The sequence below is a fragment of the Nocardia sp. NPDC050175 genome (assembly GCF_044459885.1).
Lineage (GTDB): Bacteria > Actinomycetota > Actinomycetes > Mycobacteriales > Mycobacteriaceae > Nocardia.
Genome location: NZ_JBITJI010000018.1, coordinates 15,942 through 35,291 on the forward strand (window position 1 = coordinate 15,942; position 19,350 = coordinate 35,291).

21 protein-coding genes and 3 tRNA genes are annotated in these 19,350 nt (G+C 66.9%); 11 read left to right on the forward strand and 13 right to left on the reverse strand.

The genetic code is table 11. The features are described 5' to 3' along the window. Nucleotides 1-172 precede the first annotated feature (172 nt). A complete protein-coding gene (locus ACIBK2_RS40780) occupies nucleotides 173-874 on the forward strand; it encodes a DUF998 domain-containing protein (protein ID WP_396975728.1) in 702 nt (233 codons plus the stop codon). On the opposite strand, the gene ACIBK2_RS40785 is transcribed toward ACIBK2_RS40780, so the two are convergent. After that, nucleotides 875-2,449, reverse strand: a complete 1,575-nt coding sequence (locus ACIBK2_RS40785; protein WP_396975730.1) for an esterase-like activity of phytase family protein — start codon at nucleotides 2,447-2,449, stop codon at nucleotides 875-877. 119 nt (nucleotides 2,450-2,568) lie between these two features. On the opposite strand from ACIBK2_RS40785, the gene ACIBK2_RS40790 reads away from it, so the two are divergent. The 3 genes from ACIBK2_RS40790 to ACIBK2_RS40800 all read left to right on the forward strand — a co-directional run bounded on the left by ACIBK2_RS40790 (nucleotide 2,569) and on the right by ACIBK2_RS40800 (nucleotide 4,548). Then, nucleotides 2,569-2,961 carry a RidA family protein gene (locus ACIBK2_RS40790; protein WP_396975732.1) on the forward strand — a complete coding sequence of 131 codons (393 nt, stop codon included), beginning with the start codon at nucleotides 2,569-2,571 and terminating at the stop codon, nucleotides 2,959-2,961. Between the two features lie 139 nt (nucleotides 2,962-3,100). Beyond that, the gene (locus tag ACIBK2_RS40795) at nucleotides 3,101-3,703 is read left to right on the forward strand and encodes a hypothetical protein (protein ID WP_396975734.1); all 603 of its coding nucleotides are present in this window, start codon (nucleotides 3,101-3,103) and stop codon (nucleotides 3,701-3,703) included. Nucleotides 3,704-3,816: 113 nt separating this feature from the next. Further along, a complete protein-coding gene (locus ACIBK2_RS40800; RefSeq protein WP_396975736.1) occupies nucleotides 3,817-4,548 on the forward strand; it encodes a maleylpyruvate isomerase family mycothiol-dependent enzyme in 732 nt (243 codons plus the stop codon). A 67-nt stretch (nucleotides 4,549-4,615) separates the two neighbouring features. Here the strand turns inward: ACIBK2_RS40800 and ACIBK2_RS40805 are convergent, their stop codons facing one another. The 3 genes from ACIBK2_RS40805 to ACIBK2_RS40815 form a co-directional block, all read right to left on the reverse strand. Then, the gene (locus ACIBK2_RS40805) at nucleotides 4,616-5,089 is read right to left on the reverse strand and encodes a hypothetical protein (protein ID WP_396975738.1); all 474 of its coding nucleotides are present in this window, start codon (nucleotides 5,087-5,089) and stop codon (nucleotides 4,616-4,618) included. 40 nt (nucleotides 5,090-5,129) lie between these two features. Beyond that, nucleotides 5,130-5,507 (reverse strand): hypothetical protein, encoded by a 378-nt coding sequence (locus tag ACIBK2_RS40810; protein ID WP_396975740.1) that lies wholly within the window; start codon nucleotides 5,505-5,507, stop codon nucleotides 5,130-5,132. 95 nt (nucleotides 5,508-5,602) lie between these two features. Next, complete coding sequence (locus ACIBK2_RS40815; RefSeq protein ID WP_396975742.1) at nucleotides 5,603-5,935, reverse strand: cupin domain-containing protein; 333 nt, start codon at nucleotides 5,933-5,935, stop codon at nucleotides 5,603-5,605. Between the two features lie 70 nt (nucleotides 5,936-6,005). On the opposite strand from ACIBK2_RS40815, the gene ACIBK2_RS40820 reads away from it, so the two are divergent. Further along, nucleotides 6,006-6,956 (forward strand): helix-turn-helix domain-containing protein, encoded by a 951-nt coding sequence (locus ACIBK2_RS40820; protein ID WP_396975744.1) that lies wholly within the window; start codon nucleotides 6,006-6,008, stop codon nucleotides 6,954-6,956. A 198-nt stretch (nucleotides 6,957-7,154) separates the two neighbouring features. After that, complete coding sequence (locus ACIBK2_RS40825) at nucleotides 7,155-7,478, forward strand: hypothetical protein (protein ID WP_396975746.1); 324 nt, start codon at nucleotides 7,155-7,157, stop codon at nucleotides 7,476-7,478. 75 nt (nucleotides 7,479-7,553) lie between these two features. On the opposite strand, the gene ACIBK2_RS40830 is transcribed toward ACIBK2_RS40825, so the two are convergent. The 3 genes from ACIBK2_RS40830 to ACIBK2_RS40840 form a co-directional block, all read right to left on the reverse strand. After that, nucleotides 7,554-7,626 (reverse strand) — tRNA-Arg (locus tag ACIBK2_RS40830). Nucleotides 7,627-7,659: 33 nt separating this feature from the next. Beyond that, nucleotides 7,660-7,749: transfer RNA gene (locus ACIBK2_RS40835), tRNA-Ser, on the reverse strand. A 91-nt stretch (nucleotides 7,750-7,840) separates the two neighbouring features. After that, nucleotides 7,841-8,566: a dienelactone hydrolase family protein gene (locus ACIBK2_RS40840; protein ID WP_396975748.1), complete on the reverse strand. Its 726-nt coding sequence runs from the start codon at nucleotides 8,564-8,566 to the stop codon at nucleotides 7,841-7,843. Nucleotides 8,567-8,683: 117 nt separating this feature from the next. On the opposite strand from ACIBK2_RS40840, the gene hisC reads away from it, so the two are divergent. Beyond that, nucleotides 8,684-9,763, forward strand: coding sequence for a histidinol-phosphate transaminase (gene hisC, locus ACIBK2_RS40845; protein ID WP_396975750.1), 1,080 nt, complete (start codon nucleotides 8,684-8,686; stop codon nucleotides 9,761-9,763). Nucleotides 9,764-9,767: 4 nt separating this feature from the next. Here the strand turns inward: hisC and ACIBK2_RS40850 are convergent, their stop codons facing one another. Then, a complete protein-coding gene (locus ACIBK2_RS40850; protein WP_396975752.1) occupies nucleotides 9,768-10,838 on the reverse strand; it encodes an alpha/beta hydrolase in 1,071 nt (356 codons plus the stop codon). A gap of 738 nt (nucleotides 10,839-11,576) precedes the next feature. On the opposite strand from ACIBK2_RS40850, the gene ACIBK2_RS40855 reads away from it, so the two are divergent. Then, nucleotides 11,577-12,662, forward strand: a complete 1,086-nt coding sequence (locus ACIBK2_RS40855) for a nitric oxide synthase oxygenase (protein ID WP_396975986.1) — start codon at nucleotides 11,577-11,579, stop codon at nucleotides 12,660-12,662. Nucleotides 12,663-12,692: 30 nt separating this feature from the next. On the opposite strand, the gene ACIBK2_RS40860 is transcribed toward ACIBK2_RS40855, so the two are convergent. The 4 genes from ACIBK2_RS40860 to ACIBK2_RS40875 form a co-directional block, all read right to left on the reverse strand. After that, on the reverse strand, nucleotides 12,693-13,412 hold the full coding sequence (locus tag ACIBK2_RS40860; RefSeq protein ID WP_396975754.1) for a hypothetical protein: 720 nt from the start codon (nucleotides 13,410-13,412) through the stop codon (nucleotides 12,693-12,695). Nucleotides 13,413-13,622: 210 nt separating this feature from the next. Next, on the reverse strand, nucleotides 13,623-14,057 hold the full coding sequence (locus ACIBK2_RS40865) for a hypothetical protein (RefSeq protein WP_396975756.1): 435 nt from the start codon (nucleotides 14,055-14,057) through the stop codon (nucleotides 13,623-13,625). Nucleotides 14,058-14,186: 129 nt separating this feature from the next. Then, a tRNA-Ser gene (locus ACIBK2_RS40870) sits at nucleotides 14,187-14,271 on the reverse strand. A gap of 25 nt (nucleotides 14,272-14,296) precedes the next feature. Then, the gene (locus ACIBK2_RS40875) at nucleotides 14,297-14,797 is read right to left on the reverse strand and encodes a MarR family winged helix-turn-helix transcriptional regulator (protein WP_379282958.1); all 501 of its coding nucleotides are present in this window, start codon (nucleotides 14,795-14,797) and stop codon (nucleotides 14,297-14,299) included. 129 nt (nucleotides 14,798-14,926) lie between these two features. Between ACIBK2_RS40875 and ACIBK2_RS40880 the strand changes: the two genes are divergently transcribed. Continuing rightward, nucleotides 14,927-15,922, forward strand: coding sequence for an NAD(P)H-quinone oxidoreductase (locus ACIBK2_RS40880; RefSeq protein ID WP_396975759.1), 996 nt, complete (start codon nucleotides 14,927-14,929; stop codon nucleotides 15,920-15,922). Between the two features lie 254 nt (nucleotides 15,923-16,176). Here the strand turns inward: ACIBK2_RS40880 and ACIBK2_RS40885 are convergent, their stop codons facing one another. Beyond that, entirely contained in the window at nucleotides 16,177-17,379 is a 1,203-nt protein-coding gene (locus ACIBK2_RS40885) for a cysteine desulfurase-like protein (protein ID WP_357379964.1), read from the reverse strand. 250 nt (nucleotides 17,380-17,629) lie between these two features. Between ACIBK2_RS40885 and ACIBK2_RS40890 the strand changes: the two genes are divergently transcribed. Together ACIBK2_RS40890 and ACIBK2_RS40895 are read left to right on the forward strand one after the other, a co-directional pair. Continuing rightward, complete coding sequence (locus ACIBK2_RS40890; RefSeq protein ID WP_396975761.1) at nucleotides 17,630-18,235, forward strand: bacterial proteasome activator family protein; 606 nt, start codon at nucleotides 17,630-17,632, stop codon at nucleotides 18,233-18,235. 152 nt (nucleotides 18,236-18,387) lie between these two features. Next, a complete protein-coding gene (locus tag ACIBK2_RS40895; protein ID WP_396975763.1) occupies nucleotides 18,388-19,344 on the forward strand; it encodes an ABC transporter permease in 957 nt (318 codons plus the stop codon). The last annotated feature ends 6 nt before the right edge of the window (nucleotides 19,345-19,350 follow it).

Genomic DNA, 19,350 nt, shown 5'->3' on the forward strand with positions numbered 1-19,350 from the left:
GACCTCCTTGGGAACGCTTCCCTGACAGCCTGTCCGTCGAACCTGACAGGAGCCTGTGCGCCGGTTGGCAATGACGTGTGTTTGATCCCATCCGGTCGGTGATCCCATGACTCCACGCGCCCGCTGACCTACGGTTGATCATCGGTCCAGTGGGAGGTAGGAGAATGGATCCGTGACAGATAGCCAAAAGATCGCCGAACGGCGCGTGCGGGTGGCGTCCTTGGTGATCGCGGCGGCAATCCTGATCGCGGGAGTCTGCTACTCGTCCTGGGTGCTCGAGTTCGTGCTGAAGATCGACGTCGACCCGGTCAACTCGTTCCTCAGCGAGCTGGATGCCGAGGGCAAGCCGTATCGTGCGGTGTTCGCGACCGCCGACAAGATCGTCGGGGTGATGCTGATCCCCGCCGCGATCGGCGGACTGCTGCTCTTCCCGCGCCGCCGGTTCACCACGATCGGCTGGGTCGCGCTGTTCTGCTTCGGCGCCGCGACGATCGCCGATGTGTTGCTGCCCCTGAAGGACTGCACCGCGAGCGACAATGCGTGCGGCGGCGGCAGCGAGCTTTTCCCGCAACTGCACCAGCCGCACGCACTGTCGAGCACCATCGCGGTCACCTCGATCGCCGTCGCCACCTTCGCGTTCAGCCTGGCCGCGTTCCGCTATCACCGCTGGCGGATCCTGCGCGAGGCCGGGCTGGTCGTGCTGGTGGTCGGGTCGGCGGCGACCGTGTGGATGCTGGTCGCCGACAACCTGCCCGGCAACTACGCGCTCGGGATCGCTCAGCGGATCCAGGTCGGTTCGATGTCGCTGTGGCTGATCACGTTGGCCGCGGCGGTGATCCTGGAAGGCCGGGAGTGGATCGACCCGGGCGACTAGCTACTTCACATTCAGTTTGACGGTGTGGTTGTCGGTCTTCGCGGGCAGCTTGGTGGTGTCGACGAAGAGGATCTCGCCGCTGTCCTGCACGCCGTTGGGCAGCGTCTTCGGCTTGAGCCCGAACGGCGGCTGGTCGCCTTTGCTACCGAGCAAGCCGAAGTCACTGTCGTTGGAGATGTAGAGCGTCTTGCCGCCGTCCAGGGTGGCGACGCCCTCGATCTTGTCGTGGCCGAAGAACTTTCCGTCGGCGTCGAGCTCCTTGACCAGACCGTTCAGATCGAGGTTCTTGGGCTTGGCGGCCGGGGTGATGCCCGCCTTGGTCAGCGCGGCGACGCCGTCGGTGGTCGAGACCGTGCCGACCAAGGTCTCGAGCGCCTTGCCGTCGATCTGGAGGCCGCCGTGTTCCGGATCGTAGTGCGCGCCAGGCACCTTCGAGTCGGGACCGACGTCGGTGGCGTTGGCGATGTCGACGGTCCACAGCTTCTTGTCCGCCTTGGGCGCCAGGTTGCCGTCGCGTTCGTCGACGAGGAAGGTGGTCGCGCTCAGCGCGGTGATCTCCGAGTCGGCGACCTTGCTGCTCTTCGGGTTCTCCAGCGGGACCACGAATTCCTTCTGCGCCTTCGTCTTCAGATCGACGGTGACGATGCGGGTCAGCGGCACCTCCTTGGCGGATCCGTTGAGGCCCGGTGTGTTCAACGCGCTCTGCACCAGGCCGACGAGGGTGCTGCCGTCCGGCGTGATGGTCAGGCCCTCCATGCCCTGGTTCGGCGTGCGCAGCGAAAGTTCCTTGGGCAGGCCCGATCCCGGGGCCAGGCGCTCGAGCTCACCGCCCTTGGCGTCGAAATGCACCAGGAACGGGCCGTATTCGTCGGACACCCAGAAGGTGCCGTCCGGCAGTGCGACCAGGCCTTCCGGATCGAGGCCGTGATCGGTGGGCGGCAAGACATTTCCGGCGAGGTCCTTGATGGTTTCGCCGGTACTCGCGGAGACGTCGACCTGACCGTTGAACGGGACGCCCGCCGCGGTGTGCAGGTCGAGGCTGGACTGCAGCACCGCGCGGGTGCCCACCAGCTTGAATCGGCCGATCTTCGGCACGAAACTCGGTGTCGGGGAGAGCTTCTCGTTCTTGCCGGGGCCGTCCACGTTCGGGCCGCGGTCGGTCAGTCCGTAGAACTCGTCCTTGCTGCCGGGCACCGGGGTCCAGGCCGAGCCGAAACCGCTGCCCTGCACCGTTGTTCCGCCGAACTCACCCAGCGGCGGGATGTCGGTGGTGTAGAGGCGCACCGCGTCGGTGGTGGTCACCTTGAAGCTGTCGGATCCCATGTAGCCGGCGTTGGGGGTGTAGACGATCGCGCCGTCGGTGCGACGGCTCAGCTTGCCGTGTTCCGGATCGGCGATGCGGACGGCAGCGCTGCCGCCCGTCTTGGCGAGCAGGTCATCCAGGGAGATCACCAGCGGCTGGTCCATGGTCGCGGTGAAGTCCGCGGCCGAGTCCGACGATGAGCAGCCTGCGGCCAGTACGCCGACACAGAGGACGGCGACGGCGGTGACGCGAGGACGAGAGAGAGCTTTCACTGGGACTGCCTACCGCGCCGATCCGAAATCTGGCCGACGCGCAGGTGACAACTCGGTGCCGATCCCGGTCGAATCCTGGGCAATTGGCTCCACGATGATGCGCGTGTGATGCTGACGCCGTGACCACACGCGTGAACATCTCCTCCGGCTCCGAGTTCGAAGACATCGTCGGCTACAGCCGCGCCGTCCGGGTCGGCAACACCATCGCGGTCAGCGGCACCACCGCCTCGCTCACCGGCGGCAGCGCGGTCGGCGGCGACGACATCGGCGAACAGACCCGGGAAACCCTGCGCCGCATCGCCACCGCCCTCACCGACGCCGGCGCGAGCCTCGCCGACGTCGTCCGCACCCGCATCTTCGTCACCGACATCGCCCGCTGGCCCGAGGTCGCCAAGGCGCACGCCGAGGTCTTCGGTGACATCCGCCCAGCCACCTCCATGTACGAGATCAGCGCCCTGATCACCCCGGCCCTGTTGGTGGAGATCGAAGCCGACGCCATCGTCAGCGAGTAGGCCCGACCCATCGCGCGGCGGTTGCCGCTGGCCAGCGCGTTGACGACCCGAATCTGCTGCGGTAGCACGCATTCCGAGCACCTTCCTAGGCGACCCACGCCTTAACGACTGTGAACCACACCACGTATGGTTTCCGGCCATGTCGAAACAACATAAGTCGACCAGGGCCGTGCTGGCTGTGGCTGCGACCGCGATGCTGACGGTCCTGGCACCCACGGGTTCCGCTGATCCCTCGCCCAGCGGGACCGAGATCGCCGACAGAGCGGCAGGCAAGCTCCTTATCGTGCCACTGCCGGGCATTTACCGCGACACCTTCATGGACACGCCCACCAATGTCCAGAAGATCTTCAAGCTCGAGGAGGCGTTCTGCACCACCGAAGAAATGGATGACATAACGCTGGACATGCTCGACTCCAACTACCGAGACGCACTGCCTGTCACGTTCGGGACGGCCGCTGAGCCGGAGGATCCCATCAGCGAGGCCCGCGATCATGTCCTCAACACCAAGGAATTGACCAACGCGTCACGGTTGGAGCTCTGCAAACCCGAGAAAAGGCAGGAGTACTACGCGCTCCTGACCGAACTGATCAACGAAGTCGAGGTGCTGACTCCGGTCCCCGAAGTCCGTGACGCCAAGAACGACAAGAACAGGCAGAAAACGATCGACTACATCTCGAAGCGCCGGGTCGGGGCATTCCGGGATGCCATGTCGATCTGGCTCGACTCGACCTTCTCACTCTGACCGAAATGAGCTGCCCGACCCCGAACAGCGGCGCGATCGTCGGCACCTGATACCGAGCTCGGCTTGCCACGTTCCACCGGCGGGCCGAGGTTCGGATCGCTAGGGTCGCAGCTGTGACTAGTGCTGCTGCGGAAGATCCCGTCTCACTCGGCACCCTGGCCGAGGCGACCGACCGTCTCCTCGACACCATGCGCAAGCTGGGCGACAACGAGGCGGCCGAGGCGTCGCTGTTGCCGGGGTGGAGTCGCGGGCATGTGCTCGCGCATGTTGCTCGGAATGCCGACAGTCTGCTCAATCTGCTGTTGTGGGCGCATACGGGTGTGGAGATTCCGCAGTACGCGAGTATGTATCTGCGGGACTTCGATATCGAAGCCGGTGCGCCTCGCCCTGCCTCGGCGCAGCTCGCTGATAACGAGGCATCGACGAAACGGTGGTTGGCGCTGGCGAATTCGCTGACCGAGGACACCTGGCACGCGGAAGTCCGTACCCGGCAAGGGCGGCCGATTCCGGCCAGCGAAGTGCGGTGGATGCGGTTGCAGGAGGTGGAGATTCACCACGTCGATCTCAACACCGGATACACCCCGGCGGATTGGCCCGCTGCGTTCGTCGCGCGGGTGCTCGGTCAGGCGACCGTCGATATGAACCGAATAACCGCTGCCGCAACGGAACCGGTTCCGGCATTCGCGCTCCGCGCCACCGACACCGACTTCACCGGCATCGTCGGTGCCGACTCCCCCGACAACACCGTCGTCGGCCCGGCCGCGTCGCTCGCCGCCTGGCTGCTCGGCCGGTCGGACGGTGCCGATCTGACCGGCGACTTGCCCGTCCTGCCCGCCTGGAAGTAGCTCATCGCGAGCGAAAAGCCCCGCCCCTCACCGAGATTCGAGGGGCGGGGCCTTGTGGTGGCTCGCGTCAGCGAACGGTGAACTCGTAGGCGGGTCCGGCCTGATGGGCCCGGTCGGTCGTGGTGGTGATGCTGATTCGACCGCGCCCGGTGGGGAGGTCAGCGCGGCCGACTGCGCCGGGATTCGCCGGAAGTGCGAATCCCCAACCGCCGCTTACCAGGACGGGCACGGAGCCGGAATCGCCGGTGTCGAGATTGCGCCAGTTCGCGAAGACGGTCACGGTGCACGGTGGGTAGACGAACAGGTAATGCTGGATGCCGTACCAAACGCTGGCGCCACCCGGGCCGCCGACGTCGGGACGGTTCCCCGCATTACCGGTGATGGTCGCGAAGGTGAGTGGGTCGTAGCAGAGGGTGTTGGTGTAGCCCAGCTGGGTGCCGAGGGCGTCGTCTGCCGTGGCTGTCGCGTTGGTTGCGAGGAGCGCGCCGACAAGCAGCGCCCCGGCGATCGGTACCCGAACGAGCCAGTTGCGGTGTCGCATGGTCTCTCCATCGGTAAGCGGCATGTGTTGAGCCGACTGGTCAGCGGAAGGTTTCGTACAGGCGAGCGTCCGTGGCGATGCCGAAGTGTCCGGTGATGAACTCGTTGCACTCGGCCCTCGGGTGGGTCTGCGTCGCATCCATTTCGGGGTGCGGGCCCGCGTAAGCGTTGCGCTGGCTCGATTGCCGGTACGGGCCGACACCCACACCGCCCGGGGTGACGAAGACGCCGATGCAGTCGGCTTCCACCGTGAAATACCCGTCGCCGCCGGGGCAGAAGCCGGTCGCGCCGGTCAACGACCGATCAAGGACGCAGTCCCTCGGTTCGGCCGCGGCCGAACCGGCGGTGGCGACGACGGCGGCCGCCGCTAGGCCGAGGAGGGCCGAACTACTGATGATGCGGCGCCAGATTGCTGTCATTCCGATCTCCGTTCGTTGGACCATCGCAGCAATGTATCGGCCGATTCCATCCGGAAGTTTCAGCTTCGCTGACCCCAATTCCATTGGCAGTAGCGCTAGCCCTCGGGATAAAAGACGAACAGCGTGCAACCTGTCGTCGTCTGCGGAATGTGCGAGGAACCCGCCGGGGCATGGATGAAGGAGCCTGCGGGATAGTCCCTGACCCCGTCGTTGAACACTCCGGACACCACGAAGACCTCCTCGGGCCCCGGTTCATGTACGTCGATTCCCTGCCAGCAGGAGTTCGGGTCCATCTCGAGCAGATACGCCTTCGCTCCATTACCGCCGAGCCACAGCGAACGCGAGCGAATCCCGGGGAAGAGCTCGCGAACCGGAGCGTCCTGCGCGGCCGACCATTCGTAGCCGGCCATGTTCAGGTCTGTTGTCATGCAGCCAGCCTTGCCGCACCGAGTGCCGCTGCCGAGTGTCAGAAATGACATCTCAGGGTACTTTTCTGCCATGCACCGTGTCGTCGCGCTAGTCCACCCGCCGCAGTCGACCTTCGAACTCGGTTGCGCGGCAGAGGTGTTCGGGATCGAACGCGGCGGGCTGCCGACCCGATACACATTCAGCGTGTGCACCGAGCACCCCGGCCCCGTCGCGACGTACGCCGGATACGCCATGTTCGTAACCGACGGACTCGACACGCTCGACCAGGCAGACACCGTGATCGTCCCCGGATGGTTACCTACTGAGGAGGCACCCTCCCCGGCCGTAATCCGGTCCCTCCAACGTGCGCACGCCCGCGGCGCGCGGCTGGTCAGCATCTGCTCCGGCGTCTTCGCGCTGGCACACACCGGCCTGCTGGACGGACGCCGGGCGACCACCCACTGGGCCCGAGCAGACGAGTTGACCGAACGCTTCCCCGCCATATCCGTCGACCGCGACGTGCTCTACGTCGATCACGGCGACATGGCCACCAGCGCCGGCGCCGGAGCGGGCATCGACCTGTGCCTGCACCTGGTCCGCACAGACCACGGAGCCGGCTACGCCGCACAGGTCGCCCGCAGCATGGTCATGCCGCCGCACCGCGAGGGCGGACAGTTGCAATACGCGGCACCGCCACACCCCACCCAGATCGATGGCTCACTAGCACCACTACTGGAATGGATCACCGCCCGACTCGGCGACCCACTCACCGTCGAGGACCTGGCCACCCAGGCCGCCGTCTCCCCCCGCACTCTCGCCCGCCGATTCACCGACCAACTAGGCATCGGCCCCGGCCAGTGGCTACTCGCCCAGCGAATCGCCGTCGCCCGAGAACTACTGGAAACCTCAGACCTCCCCCTCGACGCCATCGCCCGCCGCGTCGGCCTCTCCTCCCCCACCAACCTCCGCCGACGCTTCCTACGCGCCCTCGGCACCACACCCGGCGCCTACCGCAGAGCATTCCGAACAGACCACACGTAGGTAAGCCGCAACCTCGCACACGAGCATCGATCGCATGGAATCCATTAGGGCACTGAGGATTTCGTCATACGTACTTCCTGTGTGCGGCTGACAGGATTCGAACCCATCCGGTGCGGCGCCCGTGTCGAATCACCAGCGTTCGAGCGGGGTTTATGCACCCGCGTCCTGATAGGTCCGGTTCGACGATTGGAGACATGCGTGCGCAAGATCCCCGTCCTGGTTGCTGTGGTCGCCTCCGCAGGCACCCTCGGCATCGTGCTGGCCGGCCCGGCAACCGCCGTCGATTCTTCAGACTTAGCGATGTGTGCGCACAAGTCGAAGACCTACATCCAGTTCCAGAAGTGTGCGGACGACGCATCGAAGAGACCGAAGGAAGGCTCCCGGTCTCTCTTCGACATATGCACCGGTGCAGCACAGTATTCCGACGACAGCGTGGTGGGCCTCCCGGTCGCCGGCCCGGAGGGCGTCCTCGTCGACGGCTCGGTTCATCTCATCAACAGCGATCCGTGCGACGAGACGTAAACAGCCCGTTCGAGTAGGCGTTCATACATACGAGAAGGCCCCTCCCGAGATTCCGGGAGGGGTCTTCTATCTATGTGCGGCTGAAGGGATTCGAACCCCCAACCTTCTGATCCGTAGTCAGATGCTCTATCCGTTGAGCTACAGCCGCGTGGGTATTCAGTTGTACCGGTTTCCCGGGTTGTGGCGGAGGCGAGAGGATTTGAACCTCCGGTCCCCGTGAAGGGACAACTCATTAGCAGTGAGTCCCATTCGGCCGCTCTGGCACGCCTCCTGGAGCCTTCTCTTCGAGGGCACCGGTCCTTTCGAACCGCCGAGCATGAAGATTACAGTAGCCCTTGTCCAGATCGCAAAACGGCTGGTTATCAGCGTAAGTTGCTGTCGAACCAGTCGAAAATGCGGGTCTGTGAGTCGACCAGACCGTAGTCGTCTTCGGTGGCCGGATGGTCGGCGCGATGGCGGAGGCCGGGGTAGCTGACGACCAGGCTTGCCACGGCGGCACGGCCGGTCGCATCGCGCAGTCGCTCGACCTCGACCGGCGGGGTGGCCGGGTCGTCGGTGCCGAACAGGCCGAGCCAGGGCGCCTGCAGGTGCGGGGCGACCCGGACCAGGGCGTCGGCCTGGTCGGTGAGCGGCTCGATGATGCCGGGTGCCGCGACGCTGACGGCCGCGCCGACCGGACGGTTGGTGGCGACCAGGAACGCGGCGGTGCCCGCGGAATCGAAGCCGAGCACGCCGATGGTGTCGGGGAACACACCGTGCCGGGTCAGCCAGTCGAAGCAGGCGTCGAAGTCGTCGAAGAGCTCGTCGCCGAACACCTCGACGGCCGACTCGCGACTCGACCGATGGAACAGGTTGGGCGCGACCACCGTCCAGCCCTCCAGGGCCAGCGCGCTCATCAGAGCCAGCAGCGAGCCGGTGAACTCGCGGGCTTCGTGCAGCATCACGATGCCGCCGCGGGCATTGCCCTCGGGTTCGACCACGATGATGGGCACCTGGGTATCGGCGGCCCGATCTATCGAGTCTGTCGCAGGTCCCGGCGACCGGTCGTCGCAGCGCAGGGGGGCTAGGTCGTTGTAGGTGCCCGACATGAAACCAGCGTAGGGCGACTTCCTGATCTTCGGTAGAAATTGCTGTTGAGGGCCCATCGGCCACAGATTTTTCGGTACGCGAGTCAGGCTTTGCACCAGGCCACCTATGGTTGGTGTGTGACAGCGTCAACCCGGCCGGACCTCGACTCGATTCCGGCGTACGTCCCAGGCCGCAACCATCCCGGCGCGGTCAAGCTCGCCAGCAACGAGACCACCTTCGGTCCGCTGCCCGCCGCCGCCAAGGCCATCGCCGAGGCGGCCGAGTTGGCCAATCGGTATCCGGACAACCAGGCCGTCGAGCTGCGCGCCGCGCTGGCCGATTTTCTCGGCGTCACGCCGGCGAACGTCGCGGTCGGCTGCGGCAGCGTCGCACTGTGCCAGGAACTGGTGCAGATCACCTGCGACGCACCGACCGACGAGGTGCTGTTCGCCTGGCGCTCGTTCGAGGCCTATCCGATCGTCACCAAGGTGGGCAACGCGACCGCCGTTCAGGTGCCGCTGGCCCCGGACTACCGGCACGACCTGGACGCGATGGCCGCGGCGGTCACCGAGCGGACCAAGCTGATCTTCGTCTGCAACCCGAACAACCCGACCGGCACCGCGGTCGGCACGGCCGAGCTGACCCGCTTCCTGGACGCGGTGCCCGAGCGGGTGCTCGTCGTGCTGGACGAGGCGTACTTCGAGTACATGCGGCTGGCCGAAGAGGACTTCCCGAACGGCATCGAGCTCGGCCGCACCCGGCCCAATGTCATTGTGCTGCGCACCTTCTCGAAGGCGTACGGGCTGGCCGGGCTGCGCGCCGGGTACGCGGTGGGCGATCCGGCGGTGATCACGGCACTGATGAAGGTGCATATCCCGTTCAGCGTGAACCGGGTCGCGCAGGCCGCGGCGATCGCCTCGCTGGACGCGCGGCACGAATTGCTGGATCGCACGCACACGCTGGTGCTCGAACGGGACCGCGTGCGCGACGCCCTGCTGGCGGCGGGCTACCAGGTGCCGCAGAGCGAGACCAACTTCGTCTGGCTGCCGCTGGGCGAGCGCAGCGCCGAGTTCGGTGAGGCGAGCGCCGAGGCGGGCGTGCTGGTTCGGCCCTACGGCGCCGACGGGGTGCGCATCACCACCGGCGATCCGCACGAGAACGACCTGTTCCTGAGCTTCGCCACCGATCCGGCGGTGCTCGCACGCTTCCTGGGTTAGGCCCTCAGACGCCGAGGGCGCCCGCCACGACCGGCCACGACTGGACCAGCTCGTCGGCCCAATACGGCCACGAGTGGGTTCCGGTCGCCCGGAAATCGGCGGTCACCGGGATGCCGAGGGCGTGCAGCCGATCGGTGAGCCTGCGGGTGCAGGCATTGGTGGCGGCCTCCAGCGGCCCGCCGAAGCTGATGGCGGTGGCCACGTCGACGTCCGGTTCGCCGGGCACGTCGTGGATGCCGGGCACGCCGCTGCCGACGGACATGTAGATCGTCTTGCCGCGCAACGCTTCCGCGTGCAGTGTCACGTCGTGGTCCAGCCAGGCGGGATCGTCCTGCGCGCCGAACATGTTGTCCGGCTCGCCCTGATAGGTGGCGATCACGGCCCTGGCCTGTGCCTGGCCCAGGTCGGTGCCCATGGAGAAGCAGCCGCTGTGCGCCGCGATCGCGGTGTAGAGCTGCGGGTGCCGGATGGACAGCATCATCGCGGCCTCGGCGCCCATGGACACACCCATCACGGCGTTGCGTCCGTTGCCCTTGAACTTCGCGTCGATCAGCGGCGGCAGCTCGCGGGCCAGGAAGGTGTCCCACATGTTCGTGCCGAGCACCGGATCCGGCTTCTTCCAGTCGGTGTAGAAGCTGGCCGGGCCGCCGACGGTCAGCACGACGTTGACGTCTTTGTCCTCGAAGAAGCGGTCGGCGTGGCCCATGTCGGTCCAGTTGTTGCTGGTCGGGTTCGCGCTGCGACCGTCGAGCATGTAGACGGTCGGCCGCGGTTTCGAGGCGTCCCGCGGCAGCAGCACCTGCACCTCGACGGTGCGGCTCATGGCGGGTGAGTCGACGAAGACCCGCAGCCACCGATCGTTGATCGGTTCGATGCGGTCGATCGCCGGTTTGGCCGGTCGGTCCGTGGTCGGCTCGGCCGGGCCCGGGCCGTCCGCGGAGCCGCTACTTGGTTTGGATGGTTCAGAGGGGGCTGCGGACAACTGGGGAGCGCCGAACGCCACAGCACCGGAAACCAGTGCCGCGCTGACCAAGACGCTGGAGACCCAGCGCCGCACCCTGCGCTGAGACAGCATGCGACCCATCCTGCCAGAAATGCCCTGATCAAACGGTCGGCCATAGCGGGTCGCCAGCAGATGTGACCAGGGCCACGTTTGAGCTTCGGCGGTGCCGGAATGCGTCGCTGCCTGCGCCGTTGCCCGCCGATGAGTCGGCGTCCCGCGACGGCGATCCCATCTGGTGAGCACAGTCGGCCCGGCATTGATGTAGCCGATGTCACCCGTTCCGTGCGCATCAGGCACCCGGTTCCGACCGCAGCAAACCCTGGCTATCAGAGCGCCGCGCGTCGTCAATGGGACTCGACGACACCCGATTTCAGGCCGCGACTTGGGCCGACCCAGCAAATCCAGCAAATCTGGGCACACTGCCAGCACACTCGCCGTACGCTACTCTCCGGGCCTCTTCCGGGCATGAACAAGGACGAGCATGATCGTGGATCCGCACCATCGGCACCGAGGTCACCTCGCTGCGCTTATGCACAGCAAGCGGACCGGCCGCTCGGTACGGAGTCGCGACAGTCCCGCGAACACCGCACTTCGCTTCGAGCCGAAGCTATTTCGCGGCATCACCGCGCCGAACCGCCCTCGCGGGCCACCGACGAGCGACGGTGTCGGCTGCGCGCCTACGCGAATTCTCCCGCTCGAACTCGTCTGTTTGACCGCAGTACCTATGCCCGACCGGAGAAAACCGTGAATCCTGTGTTACCTGTACCACCGCTCGAAAACTCGCCGGACACAAAGCCTTTCAGCACCGACCTGAAACGCCGGCTACGCGAGTGCGACGAATTCTTCCGCATGCCGGAATTGGCCCACCTGTCCTCCCAGCGCCGCCGCATCGCGCTGGAGCAGCTCGAACAAACCGGTGGCTACCTGCAGACCGCCGAGGAAATCCTGATCGGCGCCAAGCTCGCCTGGCGCAACCACGCCCGCTGTGTCGGCCGAAAACATTGGCGCTCACTCAAATTGCTCGACGCGCGGCGCGTGCGGTCCGCGCGCGATCTGGCCGAGGTGTGCTGGCAGCACCTGCAGATGGCCACCAATGGCGGCGCCATTCAATCGATGATCACGGTCGGCCCGCCGCGCCAGCCCGACGGGCGGGAGTTCCGCATCGTCAGCCCGCAGCTCATCCGGTACGCGGGCTACCGCAACGGCGACGGCACGGTGACCGGTGACGCGGCGAATGTGACGCTCACCGAATTCGCGATGAAGCTCGGATGGCGCGGTGCCAGAACACCATTCGACATTCTGCCGCTACTGATCAGCACGCCGGACGAGCCGATCCGCTGGTTCGACATTCCGCCGGAGCTGGCCCGCGAGGTGGAACTCGAGCATCCGGAATTCGAATGGTTCGCCGGGCTCGGCCTGCGCTGGCACGCGCTGCCCGCGGTCTCCAACATGAACCTCGAAGTCGGCGGCGTCACGTACCCGTTCGCGCCGTTCAACGGCTGGTACATGGGCGCCGAGATCGGCGCACGGAATCTCAGCGACACCAATCGCTACAACATGCTGCCGCTGATCGCCGAAATGATGTGCCTGGACACCCGATCCGAGCGCAACCTGTGGCGCGACTCCGCCCTGGTCGAACTCAATCGCGCGGTGCTGCACAGCTTTCGCAAGGCGGGGGTGTACATCGTCGATCACCACACGGTGGCCAAGCAGTTCTGCGATCACGTGCAACGGGAAGAAGCCGCGGGGCGGACCTGCCCCACCGATTGGAGTTGGATCAACCCGCCGATCTCCTCGGGGCTGACGCCGACCTTCCATCGGTACTACGACCCGCCGGATCCCGATATCCGGCCCAACTTCGTCCGCCGGGATTTCAGCGGGGACGCAGACGAGTGAATCCGGTCAGCCCCGCCCGGGGCTGTCACCTCACGATTGCCGTCGGCGCAGGATCCACCAGACGGTGAGGGCTGCGAGCACCGCGGCACCGGCGACCGCAGCGGGCTGGGTGCGGACCACGTCGGCGGCCTGCCTACCGCGTTCGACGACCGGCTCGGGTGCTGCGGCTGCGGCCTGGTCGGCGAGTTCCCGGGTCTGCGCCTTGGCCCGCTGAGTCGTCTCCTCGAGCACCTGCTCGGCGTGTGCGGCCGATCGGCTCGCGGATTCCGTTGCCTGCTCGGCATGCTCGCGTGCGGCCGTCGCAGCCTGGACGACGTCGCGGCTGGCGGCTTCCCGTGCTTCGGCTGCCTTGCGGTTCGCGGATTCCTTGGCCTCGGCGGCGAGGTCGCCCGTGGATTCATTTGCCTGCGCGGCAATCTGGCCCACGAATTCCTTCGCCTCGGCGGCAAGCTGGCCTGTGGATTCCTTGCTTGGCGCGGCGGGCTGACGTGTGGATTCCTTGGTCCGCGCGACCGGCTTGCTCGCCGCCTGTTTGGTCGCGGTGGCCTTCTTGCTCGCGGCCGCCTTGGTTTCGGTGGCTTTCTCGCTCGCTGCCGCCTTGGCCTCGGCCGTCTTCCGGCTCACGGCTGCCTGCGCCTGCCCGATCTTCTCGGCAGCGGCTTCGGTTGTCTCCGTGGCCTTTTCCCGCGCGGTGTCGTGCGGCTTGTCGGCTTCGGTCGCGTCGTCGGCGCGGCGTTCCTCGTCGCTCATCGGCGTCTCCCGTCCTTGATGGCTTCGATGTCGCGTTCGACGCAAGGCGAGCACGCCACCGCCCAGTCGACGGCCGGTTACCCGGCGGCGCGGGAGGCAAACACGCGCTGCCGTTTTCGGAGCGACGGGCGAGCGCCGACAAGCGGCGCGAGGGTCGGCGGTGGGGACTGCGGAACCTGCGCCGCTCGTCGTGGCGGTCGGCCGAGGAGGCTAGCTGCCGAAGCTGCCGGTCGACGGCTTGGGGGCGGCGGGGGTGACGACGATGTCGACCGGGGCGCCCAACTCGTATCCGCCTGCGGGGCTGGTGTCGGCGCACCCGCCCCGTGCGGTGATGGTGGAGCCGGGCTCGAGGCCGGTGAGCGAGGTCTTGATGGTCTGGCCGGGCTGGGCCAGCGACTCCAGCTTGCCCTCGCCGAAGAAGACGTGGTTCTTGTCGGGACCGACGCCGGCTTCCGCCCAGCACTGGCCGCGATCGTTCGTGTTGTGCAGGGTCGCCGTGACCGTTCCCGGCGCGGTGACCTCGAAGGTGACCTCAGGGGCCTTGAACGGTGACGCCGCGATCGCGGGGGCGGCGGTAAAGGGTGCGAATGTCACGGCCGCGACGGACGCGGCGAGCAGGATGGATCCATGGAGTCGTCTGTTCATCACACGACCGGATCCTGCCCGCAAACGGCTTCGAGCACAACGGGTTCCGTCGCACCAAAGCCATTCGACCAGCAACCGCAGGACCGGGGATGGTTCGGAAAAACCAGCCCCGACCTGCGACCTACCCAGCGGAGACGGAGGGATTTGAACCCCCGGTCGATCTCTCGACGCTCGCTTTCAAGGCGAGTGCATTCGGCCGCTCTGCCACGTCTCCTCGGATCACGATGGTAGCGGACGGCTCAGGCGGGGCGCGTTCCGATTTCCTGATCGATGCGGGCGAAGACTTCGGCGATGACCTCTAGCTGGTGCGGGGTGAGCAGGTCGACGAAGTCGCGGCGGACGGCTTCGACGTGGCCGGGGGCGGCGGCTTCGAGGCGGCGCATGCCCTCGTCGGTGAGCTCGGCGAGCACGCCGCGGCCGTCCTCGAGGCAGGTGTTGCGGCGCACCATGCGCTCGGCCTCCAGGCGGCGGATCTGGTGGGTGAGGCGGCTCCGGGAGGAGAGCACGCCGTCGGCCAGCTCGCTCATCCGCAGCGCGCGGCCGGGGGCCTCGGACAGCAGCACCAGGATGCGGTACTCGGCGACGCTCAGCTCGCTGTCGCGCTGCAGCTGCCGGTTCAATGTGGCCATCAGACGCTGGTGCCCGTCCATATAGGCCCGCCAGGCCCGTTGCTGCGCCGGAGAGAGCCACCTCGGCTCGGCTGCCACGGGACCGCTCGGTTCGGAATGCACGCCGCTCATTCTATGTCGGCCCCAACTGCGGAAACCCGCTGTGGGGAAAGACGTATCAGTCAGCGGACAGCATCTGCCCTGATCGAACCCGGCGCTCGCGAGGGGCCCGCGGTTCGCGGCGGGGCGGACGGGGGCAGTATGGAGTTCGTGCGTGCGATCAAGGTGAATGGTTCCGCCGGGCCCGACGCGATGGCGTGGGCGGACGCGCCGGATCCGGTGCCGGGGCATGGCGAGGTGTTGATCGAGGTCGCGGCCGCGGGAGTGAATCGGGCCGACCTGATGCAGCGTCAGGGGCTTTACCCGCCGCCGCCCGGGGCCAGCGAGGTGATCGGCCTGGAGGTTTCCGGTGTGATCGCCGGGCTCGGCGACGGCGTGCACGACTGGCAGGTCGGCGATCGGGTCTGCGCGCTGCTGTCCGGCGGTGGGTACGCCGAAAAGGTGGTCGCGCCTGCCACTCAGCTGCTGCCGGTGCCCGAGGGCCTGGATCTCGGTGCGGCCGCCGGGCTGCCCGAGGTGGCGGCGACGGTGTGGTCGAACCTGGTCATGACCGCTGGGCTGCGGTCGGGCCAGCTGCTGCTGATTCACGGTGGCGGCAGCGGGATCGGCACGCACGCCATCCAGGTGGCGCGCAGCCTCGGCGCGCGGGTCGCGGTCACCGCGGGCTCGGCCGAGAAGTTGGCGCGGTGCGCGGAACTCGGCGCGAGCGTGCTGATCAACTACCGGGAGGACGATTTCGTCGCCGCGGTGCGAGCCGAAGGTGGCGCCGACGTCATCCTGGACAACATGGGCGCGGCCTACCTGTCCCGCAACGTCGACGCGCTGGCGAATTTCGGGCACCTGACGATCATCGGCATGCAGGGCGGGGTCAACGGTGAGCTGAATGTCGCTGCGCTGCTGCGCAAGTGGGGCACCGTGCACGCCACCAACGTGCGCAACCGCCCGGCCACCGGCCACGGCAGCAAGGCCGAGATCATCGCCGAGGTGCGCAGGAACCTGTGGCCGCTGGTCGCTGACGGCACCATCGCCCCGATCATCCACGCGGAAGTCCCGATCGCCGACGCGAGCGAGGCGCACCGACTGCTGGAATCCAGCGAGGCCTTCGGCAAAGTTGTGCTGCGAGTACAGGATCTCTGACACCGCACACGAATTGGCCTGACGCACACCACATCGCCAGCTACTTCGAGCGCAGCACAAGAATCGGCGCGGCAAACAACCCCGCGGTAAGCACGACAGCACTGCCGATCTCCAGCGCGGCGCACGAATTTGCTTGGCGCGCAGGAAATTGCCGACCGTTTCGAGCGCAGCGCGAGAATCGATGCGCGGCGGAAATGCCCTGCGGTCGCAGCGCGAGAGTTGTTGCGCGGGAGGCGAATCCGAGCGCGAGTGCGCTATTCCAGGGTGGCGAGGGCGCGGCCGAGTTGGTCGATTTCGAACCTGGTGGTGTAGGGGGCGAGGCCGATGGTTACCGCGCCGCCTTCGTCGTTGACGCCGAGGGCGTCCAGCAGGCGGCTGCCGCCGTGCACGCCGCTGAGGGTGCCGATGCGGTTGTCGGCGAGCTTGGCGGCGACCTTCTCGGCCTGCATGCCCGCGAGAGTGAAACTGACAGTGGGGATTCGGGTGGAGGCGCGGCCGATCACGGTCAGGTTCGGGATCTTGTCCAGCACGTCCATCAGGTGCTCGAACAGCTGATCGTGGTAGTCCTGCAGCGAGGTGATCGACATTTCCAGCCGCTGGCGCCTGCTGCCGCGCGCCCGCTCGTCGAGCCCGGCGAGGAAGTCGATCGAGGTGGTCAGCCCGGCGAGCAGAGCGTATTGGTGACCGCCGACCTCGAGCCGCTCGGCACCCTTGGCGTAGGGGTTCAACGACATCGAGGGAATCCGGTCGAGAAAGGCCGGATCGCGGAACACCAGCGCGCCGATCTGCGGGCCGCCCCAGGCGGGCGCGCTGAGCGCGACCACGTCGGCATTGAGTTCATCGATGTCGATGAGCGCGTAGGGCGCCGCACCGAACGCGTCCGCGACGAGCAGGCCGCCCACCTCGTGCACCCGGTCGGCGGCCACCCGGACCGCCGGCGCGGAGCCGACGATCGGTGAGGCGGCGGTGAGCGCGACCAGCCGCGCGGTGGGCCCGATCAACTCCTCGAACTGCCAGGACGGCATCTCACAGGTCTCGATCTCCACCTCGGCCCAGCGCACGTGCGCGCCGTATCGATTGGCGATCCGCAACCACGGCGCGACATTCGCCTCGTCGTCCAGCCGGGACAACACGATGCCGGTGCCGAGCCCGAGCCGCGAGCTCAGCGATTCGGCCAGCCAGGCGAGCAGCACGGCCCGATCCGGGCCGAGCACAACGCCCGCCGGATCGCCGCCGACCAGATCCGCCACCGCCTCGCGGGCCGCGTCCAGAATGGCGGCACTGCGCACCGCCGCACCATTACGACCGATATGCGAAAAAGAGGAAGTTCGGAATCCTGTTGAGACGGCGCGAGATACCGCATCGGGCACCAGCATGCCCGCTTGCGGGTCGAGATGGATCCAGCCGTCGCCGAGGGACGGTATCAGGCCCCGAACCCTCGCGACGTCGTAAGTCATGTTGGCCACTCTAAGGGCAGCGGGCGAGCCTGTGTAACCGCGTTCCCCTCCGCTTCATAGCGGGGGCACAGCGACCTGGGACTCAGCATGGCAACCGACTTTCAGCAAATCCGAACCACACGACCCGAACAGAATAGAACGCCACCGGGTCCCGCTGCCGAGTACCGGGCAACCTGGTCGCAGCCTGTTATCCGCGGGCCGATGAACACCGACTTAGCGCGTTCGGGAACGACGCGACATGATAGGGACCATGACGCAATCGGATGAGGCCCCGGACCACATCGTCGTTGTCGGACCGGACGGCCGCCCGTTGGTCATCCCAGCGGAGGCCGCGGCGGACGCGCCCTTCACCGCGCAGGTGGTGACCGACGAGGACAAGAAGGACGAGTCGGACGATCGGGACGATACCGGCGAATCGCTCGCCGACATGGTCGAGCAGCCCGCGAAGGTCATGCGCATCGGCACCATGATCAAGCAGCTGCTCGAAGAGGTGCGCGCGGCACCGCTCGACGACGCGAGCCGCAGCAGGCTCAAGGAGATCCACAAGTCGTCGGTGCGCGAACTGGAACAGGGCCTGGCCCCGGAACTGCGCGCCGAGCTCGAGCGGCTCACGCTGCCGTTCACCGACGACGCCATTCCGTCCGACGCCGAGCTGCGGATCGCGCAGGCACAGCTGGTCGGCTGGCTGGAGGGGCTGTTCCACGGCATCCAGACCGCGCTGTTCGCGCAGCAGATGGCCGCGCGAGCGCAACTGGAGCAGATGCGCCAGGGCGCGCTGCCGCCCGGCATCCACGCGGTCGACCCACGCGGCGGTCCGGCCAACCATGTGACCGGCGGGTCCGGGCAGTATTTGTGAGGTGCCCGACCCGCGTCCAGGCGGGTTGGTAGGAATATCCGAGGGTAGTGTCGAGCACCGTGCCCGCCGCTGCCGCCCGCCCCGACTCGGACATGGGTTCGGGGCGTCCCGAAGAGAGCTCAGTGCGTTCAGATGACAGCTCAGATGAATCCGTGCGCTCGGAGGACGATCCCTCCGACGACAGCGCGGTGCGCTCCGACGACAACGGCGCGGCGGAAGAGGGTCCGGTGAGTCCCAGCGAGACCTCGACGGCGCTTGCCGAACCGGTGGACACCGAACCGTTCCCCTCGGATTCGCAAACCTATCGGCGCGCGTTCAAGGACTTCCGCGTCGGTTTCGGGCAGCGGGAACTATGGTTGTCGCTCGGTTGGCAGGACATCAAACAGCGGTACCGGCGCTCGGTGCTCGGGCCGTTCTGGATCACCATCGCTACCGGTGTACAGGCGGCGGCGATCGGCCTGCTGTACTCCGCGCTACTGGACCAGCCGATCAAGGACTACCTGCCCTATGTGGCGATCGGCATCATCGTCTGGAATGTGATCAACGCGAGCATTCTCGAGGGCGCCGATGTTTTCATCGCCAACGAGGGGCTGATCAAACAGTTGCCCTCCGCGCTGAGCGTGCACGTCTATCGCCTGGTCTGGCGGCAGCTGCTGTTCTTCGCGCACAACCTGGTGATCTATTTCGTGGTGCTGGTGGCGTTCGGCGTCTGGGAGAAACTGCACTGGACTGCGATTTTCGCTATTCCGGCGCTCGGACTGCTCTTCCTCAACGCCATGTGGGTGTCGATCGTGTTCGGCATCTTCAGCACCCGTTACCGCGATATCGCGCCGATCCTCGGCAGCCTCACGCTGATGCTGTTCGTGCTGACCCCGGTGATGTGGAGCACGAAAAGCCTGACCTCGCAGGGTGGCGCGGTCGGGGACCGGGCGAAGCTGGCCGAGATCGTCCCGACATTCCACTATCTGGAGATCGTTCGCGCGCCATTACTCGGCGAGGACCAGCATCTGTACCACTGGGTGATCGTCGGCTCGATCACCGTGGTCGGCTGGCTCGTCGCCATCTTCGCGATGAAGCAGTTCCGCTCGCGCGTGCCGTACTGGGTTTAGGAGGGC

Coding starts and splice junctions, on each gene's coding strand:
- ACIBK2_RS40850 (WP_396975752.1), bottom strand. CDS start 10,838: ATGCTGTCTCAGCGCAGGGTGCGGCGCTGGGTCTCCAGCGTCTTGGTC.
- ACIBK2_RS40885 (WP_357379964.1), bottom strand. CDS start 17,379: ATGACTTACGACGTCGCGAGGGTTCGGGGCCTGATACCGTCCCTCGGC.
- ACIBK2_RS40860 (WP_396975754.1), bottom strand. CDS start 13,412: ATGAGCGACGAGGAACGCCGCGCCGACGACGCGACCGAAGCCGACAAG.
- ACIBK2_RS40820 (WP_396975744.1), top strand. CDS start 6,006: ATGCACCGTGTCGTCGCGCTAGTCCACCCGCCGCAGTCGACCTTCGAA.
- ACIBK2_RS40875 (WP_379282958.1), bottom strand. CDS start 14,797: ATGAGCGGCGTGCATTCCGAACCGAGCGGTCCCGTGGCAGCCGAGCCG.
- ACIBK2_RS40795 (WP_396975734.1), top strand. CDS start 3,101: ATGTCGAAACAACATAAGTCGACCAGGGCCGTGCTGGCTGTGGCTGCG.
- ACIBK2_RS40890 (WP_396975761.1), top strand. CDS start 17,630: ATGACGCAATCGGATGAGGCCCCGGACCACATCGTCGTTGTCGGACCG.
- ACIBK2_RS40815 (WP_396975742.1), bottom strand. CDS start 5,935: ATGACAACAGACCTGAACATGGCCGGCTACGAATGGTCGGCCGCGCAG.
- ACIBK2_RS40805 (WP_396975738.1), bottom strand. CDS start 5,089: ATGCGACACCGCAACTGGCTCGTTCGGGTACCGATCGCCGGGGCGCTG.
- ACIBK2_RS40810 (WP_396975740.1), bottom strand. CDS start 5,507: ATGACAGCAATCTGGCGCCGCATCATCAGTAGTTCGGCCCTCCTCGGC.
- ACIBK2_RS40840 (WP_396975748.1), bottom strand. CDS start 8,566: ATGTCGGGCACCTACAACGACCTAGCCCCCCTGCGCTGCGACGACCGG.
- ACIBK2_RS40880 (WP_396975759.1), top strand. CDS start 14,927: ATGGAGTTCGTGCGTGCGATCAAGGTGAATGGTTCCGCCGGGCCCGAC.
- ACIBK2_RS40865 (WP_396975756.1), bottom strand. CDS start 14,057: ATGAACAGACGACTCCATGGATCCATCCTGCTCGCCGCGTCCGTCGCG.